This window comes from Streptomyces turgidiscabies Car8 (genome assembly GCF_000331005.1).
Classification (GTDB): Bacteria; Actinomycetota; Actinomycetes; order Streptomycetales; family Streptomycetaceae; genus Streptomyces; species Streptomyces turgidiscabies.
Genome location: NZ_AEJB01000173.1, coordinates 25001 through 37061 on the forward strand (window position 1 = coordinate 25001; position 12061 = coordinate 37061).

General features: G+C 65.4%; 7 protein-coding genes and 3 rRNA genes (1 of these 10 only partly in view). 4 read left to right on the top strand and 6 right to left on the bottom strand.

Going from position 1 to position 12061, the window contains the following annotated elements; translation table 11 throughout:
- From STRTUCAR8_RS10845 to STRTUCAR8_RS10860, 4 genes are all read left to right on the top strand, one after another.
- Positions 1-36: ribosomal RNA gene (locus STRTUCAR8_RS10845) — 16S ribosomal RNA — on the top strand (it extends 1491 nt beyond the left edge of the window).
- Positions 37-353: 317 nt separating this feature from the next.
- Positions 354-3476 (top strand): 23S ribosomal RNA (locus tag STRTUCAR8_RS10850).
- Positions 3477-3572: 96 nt separating this feature from the next.
- Positions 3573-3689, top strand: a 5S ribosomal RNA gene (gene rrf / locus STRTUCAR8_RS10855).
- Together the 16S, 23S and 5S rRNA genes form the textbook arrangement of a ribosomal RNA operon.
- Before the next feature lie 72 nt (positions 3690-3761).
- On the top strand, positions 3762-4334 hold the full coding sequence (locus tag STRTUCAR8_RS10860; RefSeq protein WP_044471997.1) for a GNAT family N-acetyltransferase: 573 nt from the start codon (positions 3762-3764) through the stop codon (positions 4332-4334).
- 6 nt (positions 4335-4340) lie between these two features.
- Here STRTUCAR8_RS10860 and STRTUCAR8_RS10865 read toward each other — a convergent pair whose 3' ends face one another.
- The 6 genes from STRTUCAR8_RS10865 to STRTUCAR8_RS10890 all read right to left on the bottom strand — a co-directional run bounded on the left by STRTUCAR8_RS10865 (position 4341) and on the right by STRTUCAR8_RS10890 (position 11685).
- Complete coding sequence (locus STRTUCAR8_RS10865; protein WP_006375681.1) at positions 4341-5906, bottom strand: TraM recognition domain-containing protein; 1566 nt, start codon at positions 5904-5906, stop codon at positions 4341-4343.
- 4 nt (positions 5907-5910) lie between these two features.
- Positions 5911-7344 (bottom strand): ATP-binding protein, encoded by a 1434-nt coding sequence (locus tag STRTUCAR8_RS10870; RefSeq protein ID WP_006375675.1) that lies wholly within the window; start codon positions 7342-7344, stop codon positions 5911-5913.
- 13 nt (positions 7345-7357) lie between these two features.
- Positions 7358-8923 carry an SCO6880 family protein gene (locus STRTUCAR8_RS10875; protein ID WP_006375680.1) on the bottom strand — a complete coding sequence of 522 codons (1566 nt, stop codon included), beginning with the start codon at positions 8921-8923 and terminating at the stop codon, positions 7358-7360.
- Positions 8920-10263 carry a hypothetical protein gene (locus STRTUCAR8_RS10880; RefSeq protein WP_044471998.1) on the bottom strand — a complete coding sequence of 448 codons (1344 nt, stop codon included), beginning with the start codon at positions 10261-10263 and terminating at the stop codon, positions 8920-8922. Before STRTUCAR8_RS10880 ends, STRTUCAR8_RS10875 begins: the two co-directional genes overlap by 4 nt.
- A complete protein-coding gene (locus STRTUCAR8_RS10885) occupies positions 10253-11140 on the bottom strand; it encodes a hypothetical protein (protein WP_006375672.1) in 888 nt (295 codons plus the stop codon). The genes STRTUCAR8_RS10880 and STRTUCAR8_RS10885 overlap by 11 nt, the downstream gene beginning before the upstream one ends.
- A 236-nt stretch (positions 11141-11376) precedes the next feature.
- Entirely contained in the window at positions 11377-11685 is a 309-nt protein-coding gene (locus STRTUCAR8_RS10890; RefSeq protein ID WP_006375688.1) for a hypothetical protein, read from the bottom strand.
- Between the last annotated feature and the right edge of the window lie 376 nt (positions 11686-12061).

Consider the following 12061-nt stretch of genomic DNA (forward strand, 5'->3'; position numbering starts at 1 on the left):
AGCCGTACCGGAAGGTGCGGCTGGATCACCTCCTTTCTAAGGAGCATCTAGGCCGCCAGGCATTGTCTGGTGGTCCAGGGCCATTACGTCGGCATACGTTCGACGGTGGTTGCTCATGGGTGGAACGTTGATTATTCGGCACCTCAGTCATCTCGGGCTGTGAGTACTGTCCCTTCGGGGGCGTGGAAAGCTGATCATGAGTGGCGAGGGTGTCGGGCACGCTGTTGGGTGTCTGAGGGTATGGCCGTGAGGTTGTGTCTTCAGTGCCGGCCCCAGTGAACTCGCCCTGTAGGGGTGGGGTGGTGGGTGGTTGGTCGTTGTTTGAGAACTGCACAGTGGACGCGAGCATCTGTGGCCAAGTTTTTAAGGGCGCACGGTGGATGCCTTGGCACCAGGAACCGATGAAGGACGTGGGAGGCCACGATAGTCCCCGGGGAGTCGTCAACCAGGCTTTGATCCGGGGGTTTCCGAATGGGGAAACCCGGCAGTCGTCATGGGCTGTCACCCACATCTGAACACATAGGGTGTGTGGAGGGAACGCGGGGAAGTGAAACATCTCAGTACCCGCAGGAAGAGAAAACAACCGTGATTCCGGGAGTAGTGGCGAGCGAAACCGGATGAGGCCAAACCGTATACGTGTGAGACCCGGCAGGGGTTGCGTATGCGGGGTTGTGGGATCTCTCTTTCACAGTCTGCCGGCTGTGAGGCGAGTCAGAAACCGTTGATGTAGGCGAAGGACATGCGAAAGGTCCGGCGTAGAGGGTAAGACCCCCGTAGTCGAAACATCAACGGCTCGTTTGAGAGACACCCAAGTAGCACGGGGCCCGAGAAATCCCGTGTGAATCTGGCGGGACCACCCGTTAAGCCTAAATATTCCCTGGTGACCGATAGCGGATAGTACCGTGAGGGAATGGTGAAAAGTACCGCGGGAGCGGAGTGAAATAGTACCTGAAACCGTGTGCCTACAAGCCGTGGGAGCGTCGCTGTGTGTGCTTGCACATGCAGTCGTGACTGCGTGCCTTTTGAAGAATGAGCCTGCGAGTTTGCGGTGTGTTGCGAGGTTAACCCGTGTGGGGAAGCCGTAGCGAAAGCGAGTCCGAATAGGGCGATATAGTAGCGCGCTCAAGACCCGAAGCGGAGTGATCTAGCCATGGGCAGGTTGAAGCGGAGGTAAGACTTCGTGGAGGACCGAACCCACCAGGGTTGAAAACCTGGGGGATGACCTGTGGTTAGGGGTGAAAGGCCAATCAAACTCCGTGATAGCTGGTTCTCCCCGAAATGCATTTAGGTGCAGCGTCGTGTGTTTCTTGCCGGAGGTAGAGCACTGGATAGGCGATGGGCCCTACCGGGTTACTGACCTTAGCCAAACTCCGAATGCCGGTAAGTGAGAGCACGGCAGTGAGACTGTGGGGGATAAGCTCCATGGTCGAGAGGGAAACAGCCCAGAGCATCGACTAAGGCCCCTAAGCGTACGCTAAGTGGGAAAGGATGTGGAGTCGCACAGACAACCAGGAGGTTGGCTTAGAAGCAGCCACCCTTGAAAGAGTGCGTAATAGCTCACTGGTCTAGTGATTCCGCGCCGACAATGTAGCGGGGCTCAAGCGTACCGCCGAAGTCGTGTCATTCACACAATAGGGCCAACGCCTGTGTGGATGGGTAGGGGAGCGTCGTGTGCCGGGTGAAGCTGCAGCGGAAGCTAGTGGTGGACGGTTCACGAGTGAGAATGCAGGCATGAGTAGCGATACACACGTGGGAAACGTGTGCGCCGATTGACTAAGGGTTCCTGGGTCAAGCTGATCTGCCCAGGGTAAGTCGGGACCTAAGGCGAGGCCGACAGGCGTAGTCGATGGATAACCGGTTGATATTCCGGTACCCGCTGTGAAGCGTCAAACATTGAACCAGGCGATGCTAAGTCCGTGAAGCCGCCCCGGAGCCTTCGGGCAAGGGGGAGTGGTGGAGCCGACGGACCAGACCTGCAGTAGGTGAGTGATGGGGTGACGCAGGAAGGTAGTCCATCCCGGGCGGTGGTTGTCCCGGGGTAAGGGTGTAGGACGAATGGTAGGCAAATCCGCCATTCACATAGTCTGAGACCTGATGCCGAGCCGATTGTGGTGAAGTGGATGATCCTATGCTGTCGAGAAAAGCCTCTAGCGAGTTTCATGGCGGCCCGTACCCTAAACCGACTCAGGTGGTCAGGTAGAGAATACCGAGGCGTTCGGGTGAACTATGGTTAAGGAACTCGGCAAAATGCCCCCGTAACTTCGGGAGAAGGGGGGCCATCACTGGTGAGGAGATTTACTCTCCGAGCTGGGGGTGGCCGCAGAGACCAGCGAGAAGCGACTGTTTACTAAAAACACAGGTCCGTGCGAAGCCGTAAGGCGATGTATACGGACTGACGCCTGCCCGGTGCTGGAACGTTAAGGGGACCGGTTAGTCAAGATTCGTCTTGGCGAAGCTGAGAACTTAAGCGCCAGTAAACGGCGGTGGTAACTATAACCATCCTAAGGTAGCGAAATTCCTTGTCGGGTAAGTTCCGACCTGCACGAATGGCGTAACGACTTCTCGACTGTCTCAACCATAGGCCCGGTGAAATTGCACTACGAGTAAAGATGCTCGTTTCGCGCAGCAGGACGGAAAGACCCCGGGACCTTTACTATAGTTTGATATTGGTGTTCGGTTCGGCTTGTGTAGGATAGCTGGGAGACTGTGAAGTGGGCACGCCAGTGTCTGTGGAGTCGTCGTTGAAATACCAGTCTGGTCGTGCTGGATGTCTAACCTGGGTCCGTGATCCGGATCAGGGACAGTGTCTGATGGGTAGTTTAACTGGGGCGGTTGCCTCCTAAAGAGTAACGGAGGCGCCCAAAGGTTCCCTCAGCCTGGTTGGCAATCAGGTGTTGAGTGTAAGTGCACAAGGGAGCTTGACTGTGAGACCGACGGGTCGAGCAGGGACGAAAGTCGGGACTAGTGATCCGGCGGTGGCTTGTGGAAGCGCCGTCGCTCAACGGATAAAAGGTACCCCGGGGATAACAGGCTGATCTTCCCCAAGAGTCCATATCGACGGGATGGTTTGGCACCTCGATGTCGGCTCGTCGCATCCTGGGGCTGGAGTCGGTCCCAAGGGTTGGGCTGTTCGCCCATTAAAGCGGTACGCGAGCTGGGTTTAGAACGTCGTGAGACAGTTCGGTCCCTATCCGCTGCGCGCGCAGGAACATTGAGAAGGGCTGTCCCTAGTACGAGAGGACCGGGACGGACGAACCTCTGGTGTGCCAGTTGTCCTGCCAAGGGCATGGCTGGTTGGCTACGTTCGGGAGGGATAACCGCTGAAAGCATCTAAGCGGGAAGCCTGCTTCGAGATGAGTGTTCCCACCCACTAGATGGGGTAAGGCTCCCAGTAGACGACTGGGTTGATAGGCCAGATCTGGAAGCCCGGTAACGGGTGGAGGTGACTGGTACTAATAGGCCGAGGGCTTGTCCTCAGTTGCTCGCGTCCACTGTGTTGGTTCTGAAACCACGAACAACCCCATTGCCCATGGTCACGGGTAGTGGTGCGGTTGATATGTGTTTCACCGTGTTTCGGTGGTCATAGCGTGAGGGAAACGCCCGGTTACATTCCGAACCCGGAAGCTAAGCCTCACAGCGCCGATGGTACTGCAGGGGGGACCCTGTGGGAGAGTAGGACACCGCCGAACAAATATTACGAAAACCCCCGCACTTTCGAGTGCGGGGGTTTTCTGTTTTCCGGGGGTATTACCGTGGTCCCTATGAGCAGCTTTGTGGTGAGGTCCGTTCGGGCGGACGAGTGGCGTGCCGCCAAGGAGCTTCGGCTGGCTGCCCTGCGGGATCCGGTCGCGCATCTCGCCTTCCTGGAGACGTATGAGCAGGCCGTGAGCCGGCCCGATTCGTTCTGGCAGGAGCGGGTGCAGGGGGGCGCCGAGGGGGCGACCGGCGCTCAGCAGATCATTGCCGAGGGGCCCGACGGTGAGTGGGTCGGAGGGCTCGTGGTGCTCGTCGAGGAGCCCGGGACGACCGATTGGGCCGGGTTCGCCGTCGAGCGGCGGCAGGGGCACATCGTCGGGGTGTTCATGCTGCCCGAGCATCGCGGGTGTGGGCTCACCGATGTGCTGTTCGACGCTGCGCTGGAGTGGGCCTGGGAGGCCGCGGACGTTGAGCGGGTGCGGTTGATCGTGCATCAGGACAACGCGCGTGCGCAGCGGTTCTATCGGCGCGTGGGATTCGTACCCAGTGGGGTCGTCGTGCCGTTGGGCGGGGGATCTGAGGGCTCCGAGGCCGAGTCGGAGCTGGAGTTCGTGCTGGAGCGGGAGCCGCAACCGTAGGACGAGTCACACCCGTAGGTCGTGGTCGGGCCATCTTGCTCGGAGTTGTTCTTTCGACCGGAGCAGGGCCAGGGTCGGCATGCCTCGGTCCGCTCCGGTGGTGAGCAGGTCCGGGAGTTGCGGGAGGGGAGCGACCGCTGCGACGTCGTCCAGGACGAGGGTCATTGGTGGGTCGAGGCGACCGGAGGATGACCGTTCGGCCATGCGCCGGCCGCGCTCGACCACGCTTGCGGTCAGTGCGGTCAGGAGGGGCATCGCGCCCGGGTTTGTTCTGGGGTCCTCGATCGGTTCACCGACCACATAAAGCGTGCCCCCTTCGGCGATGAAGGAATCCAGCACGAGGGCATCACTTCGGTTCGCCGTGCACGCCTCGCGGATGTTCACCGTCGACAGCGCGGCGAGGGCCCGGCTCGTCAACTCCTGTGCCATGTCCCGGCGTTCGGGGTGGGCGGTGAGGGCTGCTTCGAGTTCGCCGGCGGCGCCTGGGGCCGCTTTGGGGTTGGTACGGAGGATGCGTACGGCTTCCTGGACGTTGGTGCCCTGTGCCCAGCGGTGTACGTGGCGGATCGTGCGGGCGTCTATGGCGGCGGCGTGGAGGTAGCTGCGGAGGAGTGTCTCCGCGGTTTCTGCCGTCGTCCGGTCGATCTTCGCGGTGGGACGGACCGGGGTGAGGAGGGCTGTTGCTCTTGCGGCCGCGGTGGGTTTGTCCTCGCAGCCGGTGGTGGGGGGCCAGTGGAGGCGGGCCGGGGTGTCGCAGAGGTGGGTGGGGTCGTAGAGGAGGACGGGGCCGAGTTTGGCTCGGGCGTCCTTTGTCTCCTGCCAGAGGGTGGGGTTGGAGGTGAGGATGAGGGCGGGGCCCTCAGCGTTCTGGATGGCTTCGGTTGCGGGGTGTGTGCGGGTGGGGTGGGTGCCGAAGAAGATTGTTTCCCACCCGCCCGCCCGTTCACCGTCCGCTGCGATGGTTGCCGTCGAAAGCGAATTCGGGGGTGCCGGTGGAACCAGGTGCTGCGGGGGTTCCGGCGTAAGAACCTGTGGGGACTTCGGTGCACCGATCCCCTGGGGTTCCGGTGCGCGGGGCCTCAGGGGTTCCGGTGCGCGGGTCGCCTGGGGTTCCGGTGTCGGGGTTTGTTCGCGGGGCTGTTCCCCCGGCTCGGCCGGCGGCTCTGTGCGTTGTACGGGGACCTCGTGTGACGTCCGCCGCGCCGTTCGTACCGCCTTCCAGCGGGCCAGGGTGCCCAGGGTGAACACCGTCAGGACGGTCAGGATCATCAGTTGGCTGATGAACAGGCCCCAGAACAGACCCCAGCCCGAGAGACGTCCTGGCGGTGTCCCGGGCCAGGCGCCCGGGACGTCACGGGGCTCCGTGATCAGGTGGCGGAGCGCCGCAGGGGTGTGGGTGAACGTGACCCCTTGTGGCCAGGCTCCGTGGGAGAGCAGGGCCGCGAGGCCGGTCGCCGACCAGACCAGCAGCGTCAGGCCGAGGAGGAAGGCGATCAGGCCGACCAACAGACCGTCGGAGACGCCGCGTTCGCCCTGCTGTCGTTCGGCCCGGTGCCGTTCGTCCGGTCTCATGGGGTCATGCCACCGTGGACTCGGAGGAGTCGTCGAGGTCGCTGAGGTGCTGTTCGACGAAGGCCGCCGCGCGTTCCTCGGCCTCCAGTTCGGCGGCTCTCAGGGCGTCGTCGGTCAGCTGGAGGTCGCGGTCGCGGGACGACTCCGTCATAGCCCGGTCGGTGAAGACGAGGGCGCGTTCCGTCTCCGTGACGAGGTGTTTGACGACCTGGACATTGCCGTTGACGTCCCAGACGGCGATGCCCGGTGTCAGGGTCGGGATGATCTCCACCGCCCAGCGGGGCAGACCGATGACTCTGCCGGTAGCCCGCGCCTCGTCGGCTTTCTGGGCGTAGATCGTTCGTGTGGACGCCATTTTGAGGATCGCCGCGGCTTCCTTTGCCGCCGCTCCGTCCACGACGTCGGACAGATGGTGGACGACCGCCACGAAGGACAGGCCCAGGCGGCGGCCGAACTTCAGCAGGCGCTGGAAGAGTTGGGCGACGAACGGGCTGCTGATGATGTGCCAGGCCTCCTCGACCAGGAAGATGCGCTTCTTCCGGTCGGGGCGGATCCAGGTGTGCTCCAGCCAGACGCCGATGATCGCCATCAGGATCGGCATGGCGATGGAGTTGCGGTCGATGTGGGACAGGTCGAAGACGATCAGGGGGGCGTCGAGGTCGATGCCTACCGTGGTCGGGCCGTCGAACATGCCTCGGAGGTCACCGTCGACCAGGCGGTCGATGACCAGGGCGACGTCCAGGCCCCAGGCCCGTACGTCGTCTATGGCGACGTTCATCGCCTCGGCCGACTCCGGTTCGGGGTGGCGGAGTTGCTCGACGATGTCCGTCAACACCGGCTGGCGGTCGACGATCGTCTCGTTGACGTAGGCGTGCGCGACCTTGAGGGCGAAGCCGGAGCGTTCGTCCAGGCCGTGGCCCATCGCCACCTCGATGATCGTACGGAGCAGGGCGAGCTGGCCTGTTGTGGTGATCGCGGGGTCGAGGGGGTTCAGGCGGATGCCCATGTCCAGTGCGGCCATGGGGTCCAGGCGGATGGGGGTTATCCCCAACTCCTCCGCGATGAGGTTCCATTCGCCGACGCCGTCCTCGCCCTGCGCGTCCAGGACGACCACCTGGCGGTCCCGGAAGCGGAGTTGACGTAGGACATACGTCTTCTCCAGCGCCGACTTGCCGTTGCCCGACTCGCCGAGCACCAGCCAGTGCGGGGCGGGGAGCTGCTGGCCGTACAGCTGGAAGGGGTCGTAGATGTAGCCCTTCCCGGAGTACACCTCGCGGCCGATGATGACGCCGGAGTCGCCGAGGCCGGGGGCGGCCGTGGGGAGGTAGACGGCCTGCGCCTGGCCCGTGGAGGTGCGGACGGGCAGGCGGGTCGTCTCGATCTTGCCGAAGAGGAAGGACGTGAAGGTGTCGGTGAGGGCGGTCAGCGGGTCCCGCATCAGCGCATCAGCCCTACCTTCGGATTCCGGTGGCGAACGGGAGTGTGTTGACGAACGCTCGGTGGTGCTCTCTGTCGCACCACTCCAGCTTCAGGTACGACTTGCCGGCCGACGCCCTTATCGTGCGCTTGTCGCGCGCCAGGGCCTCCGGTGAGCGGGAGGAGACGGTGATGTAGCCGACCAGGTTCACGCCGGCCGCGCCGCTCGCGAGGTCCTCGCCGCGTTGGTCGATGCGGTTGTGGGAGGCCACGTCGCGGGGGTCGACCGTGCGGTTCATCTTGGCGGCCCGGCTTGCCTCGGCGTCGTCGTTCGTCTTTTCGGTGAGCATGCGTTCGATGGCTACCTCGGTGGGTTCGAGGTCCATCGTGACGGCCACCGTGCGGATGACGTCGGGGGTGTGGACGAGGAGCGGGGCGAGGAAGTTGACGCCCACCGGGGTCATCGGCCACTCCTTGACCCAGGCGGTGGAGTGGCACCAGGGGGCGCGCGTCGACGACTCGCGGGTCTTCGCCTGGAGGTACGTCGGCTCCATCGCGTCCAGCTCGGCCGGCCAGGCGTTCCGCTTCGTCATCGCCTGGAGGTGGTCGATCGGGTGGTCCGGGTCGTACATGGAGTGGATGAGGGACGCCAGCCTGCCCTGGCCGAGGGGCTGGCGGACGCGGATGTCCGCCTCTTGGAGGCGGGAGCAGATGTCGGTGAGCTCGCGGGCCATGACCACGGCGAGGCCCGCGTCCCGGTCGACCTTCCTGCCGCCCTGGGGGCGGGCCGCGCGGGCCATCGTGTGGGCCTCGGCGGCCAGTTCACGGTTGAAGTGCATACAGGCGACGAGGTAGGCGCGGTGCTGCTCGCTGCTCGTCGACACCATGGACTGGAGCTGGTCGTACGAGTCCCGCAGCCACGGCGGTGACTTCTCGTCGCCTCGGACGGCCACGTCCTTGGCGTGGGCGTCCGGGTCGGCGGGGAGGGTGCGGGCGAGCATCTGGAGGCGGGTGACGAAGCCGTCGCCGTTCGCCACGTGCTTGAGGAGCGTGCCGAAGCGGTCGACGAGGGCCTCCTGGTCCTCGCTGTCGCGCAGGCCGACGCCGGGGCCCTCGATCTCGATCGCCGCCGTCACCGTACGGCGGTCCGCGTGCAGGAGTACGGCGATCTCGTCCGGGCCGAACGGGGCGGCGAGCCAGTTGATGCGGCCGATGCCCGGGGGCGGGCCGATCTCGACCTCGCGGCCGTCGATCTGGGTGCCGGCCTCCATGACGGAGCTGCGGTAGGCGGTGCCCTGGCGGAGGGTGCGCTTGTAACTGCGGTTGATCTCGAACCACTTGTAGAACGTGCGGCGCTTGTACGGGACGTACACCACCGCCAGTGCCAGCATCGGGAAGCCGGTCAGCAGGACGATGCGCAGGGCCAGAACGGGGACGATCAGGCCGCAGACCATGCCGAGGAAGGCGCCCGCGATGATGAGCGTGATCTCGCCGGACTCGCGGTTTCGGCCGACGATCGCGTTCGGCCGGGCTCGGCCGATGAGATACGTACGGCGGGGCGAGACGTGGGACACGTGGGACAGATGCGAATCCGTCGTCAACGCCCGTCACCTCCAGGGCGGTTGGATCGGTTGCTGTTGCCGCCGTGCGGGCTGCTGCGCGGCGGGGGTGCGGCGGAGGGGACAGATCCGCCGCCGCCCGAGGGCCGCGAGCTGTGCGCGGCCACGCCGCCGGACGCGGGGTTGGCGGGGCGCGCCGCGGAGGACGACTGGCCGCCGCCTCCACCGCCCCCGTTGTTGTCCGCCCGGCTGCTGTGGGTCTTGATGCCCTGGGCGACGAGGGTCGCCGGGGAGCTGATGACTGCGGCGGCCTTGCCTTCGGCGCCCTGCATGACGCGGTTGTTGCGGGAGTGTGCGATCTCGTCGCCGAAGCCGGGGACGAAGCGGTAGATCATCGCGCTGGCGAAGATGGCGAGGAGAATGATCGAGAGGCCGGAGACGACCGCCGAGAAGGCGTCCGGGCCGTCGTTCGTCGACAGTGCGCCCGCGAGGCCGAGGACGATGGCGATCACCGGTTTGACCATGATGACCGCGATCATGATGCCGGCCCAGCGGCGGACGTGCCCCCAGAGGTTCTTGTCGACCAGCCCCGCGTACACGACCGTGCCGAGCAGGGCGCCGACGTAGAGCAGGGCGGCGCGGATGACGAGCTCCAGCCAGAGGATGCCGGCGGCGAGGATCGACACCATGGACACCACGATCAGCATGATCGGGCCGCCGCCGATGTCCTCGCCCTTGTTCAGAGCGCCGGAGAAGGTGCCGAAGAACGTGTCGGTCTGGTCGCCGGTCGCGCTCGCGAGGACCTCGGTGACGCCGTCGGTCGCCGAGACGACGGTGTAGAGGATCAGGGGCGTGAAGGCGGAGGCCAGGACGGTCAGCCAGAGGAAGCCGATCGCCTCGGAGATGGCCGTGGTGAGGGGGACGCCCCGCATGGCCCGCTTGGCGACCGCGAGCAGCCACAGCACCAGGGTCAGGACGGTGGACGCGGCGAACACGACCGCGTACTGCTGGAGGAACTTGGTGTTGGTGAAGTCGACGGTCGCGGTCGCCTTCACGGCCTCGCTGAGTTTGTCGACCGTCCAGGAGGCGGCGTCGGCGCAGCCCTTGGCGAGGGAGGAGAGGGGGTCGAGGGTGGCGGTGGGGTTCGTGGTCCCCGTCCCGGCGCCGTTCTGTGCGCCCTCGCAGACCTCTTTCGCCTGGTCGGGGAGGAGCGCGCAGTCCGGATTGCCGGCCGTCGCCGAGGCCGAGGGTGTGGGCGTGGGGGACGGTGTCGGGTCCGCGTACGCACTGGACGCCAGGAGCACGGCGGTCGTCTGTACGGCTGTCAGCGCGCCGGTGAGCTTGAGCACGAGGTGGGGCCTAGCTGGCGTTTTACCGGGCATAGGTGAACCCTCCGTACTCGTCGATGGCCTTGCTGATCTCGTCCGAGGCGGCGGCTCTGTCGTCGCCGGGGACGGGGGTGGGCCCGTCCTTCTCCGAGTAGGAGACGACTTTCCAGTCGTCGTCCGACCAACGCATGTCGTACGTCCAGGTGTTCCAGGACGAGGTCACCGGGTTCGTGGACTTGTCGCCGGCGATGCCGCTCAGGCCGACGTACCAGACCTCGACCGTGGCGGTGGCGCCGCCGTAGGCCACGGTCTTCGTGCCTACCGGGGTCACGCGCGAGACGAACGTGCTGCCCTCGGGGGCGTTGCCGGCCGCGTCGAGGCCGAGTCTGGTGAGGAGGTTCGCGGAGTAGGCCTTGTCCAGGGGGCCCTTGAGCTTGGCGGCGGCCTCGGGGGTGAAGAGGGCGTCGACGATCGAGTTCCGGCTGTCCTTGCGGAACATGCCGGTCGAGCCGAGGGACACCGCGTAGTTCGCCGCCGCGGACTGGACGCCCTGGCGGTTGTGGGCGAACCCGGAGGGGATGTTCGCCGCCTTCTTGGTGGTCGGCTGCTCGCCGGAGGCCGCGGTGGCGGCCGTGTCCGGTTGGCCGGCGCTGCCGCTGGTGCTGCCGGAGCCGCCGCCAGCCGTGGAGGCGGTGTCGGACTTGGCGGGATCGTCTCCTCCGCGGTTGGCGAAGGCGATCGCCGCGATGAGGAGGACGACCACACCGACCGCTGTCACCGTGCCCCGTGACGACCGGGTGCGCCGTGCGCCGCCGTAGACGCCGCCGGTGCCCTGGTCGTGGTAGCGGGTCCGGGTCTGGCCGGTGCCGCCGTAGCCGCCGTCGTCCGCGCGCGTGGAGTCGCCGTTGCTCTGGCTGTCACCAAGGCTCATTGCGCGCCCGCCCCCTCGAACTCGTGCCGGACTCGTGTCGAATCCACGCGTACGGGTACGCGTGACAGTACGACGGTAGCCGTGCTGGTCCCCGCGCGGGCGCGGTGTGGTGACTCGGCATCAGGGAGACGCAACCTCAGTCGGTGGGCACGACGGGTGGGTGGATGGTGGAGGGAAGAACCGAGCGCGCCCGGCGGTCCGACTGATGAGATGCGCCGTGCGCGGGGAGGCGCCGGCTACACGGCCATGCCGTACACGATGGTGAAGAGCGTGCCGAGCGAGCCGATGATGAAGACGCCGGTCAGGCCCGCGACGATGAGGCCCTTGCCCTGTTCCGCGCTGAAGGTGTCACGCAGGGCCGTGGCGCCGATACGCTGCTTGGCCGCACCCCAGATCGCGATGCCCAGGCACATCAGGATGGCCACGGCCATCACGACCTGGACCATCGTCTTCGCCTCGGTGCCCAGACTGCCGAAGGGGCCCCAGTCCGGAGCGATCCCGCCGATGATGGTGTTGATGTCGCCCTTTTCGGCCGCAAGCCACATGTAAGTCACCGCCCCTGTCGGGTAGTTCCGCGCGCCCCTGCCGCAGTGCAGAGGTCAGGTCCATTCTCGCCGACGATGACGCTGTCGGATGTCGACTTGCGGTCATTCATTGGCGGGTTTCGTACGAATACCTTGCCGTCGACCCGCGCGGCACCCTATGGGGGGAGCGCGGGACGTGTGCGAGGGGTTGAACGGATCGTATGGTCACTCTGTGTATCACGACAGGTTACGCCGGGCAATGAAGTGTGGGCGGAACCTGAGGTGTGGTTCCGTCGTTGGCCACCTAAGCGGTCATGAAGCGTTTCTGACGGCCCGTCCGACGTTTCCGGGCGCGGCCGTCAGGTGCAGGTTATCCCGGTTCCGGACATGGCGACGG

What these genes read in the sequence shown, in the direction of transcription:
- STRTUCAR8_RS10880 (WP_044471998.1), bottom strand. Translation starts at nt 10,263, where the DNA reads ATGCCCGGTAAAACGCCAGCTAGGCCCCACCTCGTGCTCAAGCTCACC.
- STRTUCAR8_RS10890 (WP_006375688.1), bottom strand. Translation starts at nt 11,685, where the DNA reads ATGTGGCTTGCGGCCGAAAAGGGCGACATCAACACCATCATCGGCGGG.
- STRTUCAR8_RS10865 (WP_006375681.1), bottom strand. Translation starts at nt 5,906, where the DNA reads ATGAGACCGGACGAACGGCACCGGGCCGAACGACAGCAGGGCGAACGC.
- STRTUCAR8_RS10860 (WP_044471997.1), top strand. Translation starts at nt 3,762, where the DNA reads ATGAGCAGCTTTGTGGTGAGGTCCGTTCGGGCGGACGAGTGGCGTGCC.
- STRTUCAR8_RS10870 (WP_006375675.1), bottom strand. Translation starts at nt 7,344, where the DNA reads ATGCGGGACCCGCTGACCGCCCTCACCGACACCTTCACGTCCTTCCTC.
- STRTUCAR8_RS10885 (WP_006375672.1), bottom strand. Translation starts at nt 11,140, where the DNA reads ATGAGCCTTGGTGACAGCCAGAGCAACGGCGACTCCACGCGCGCGGAC.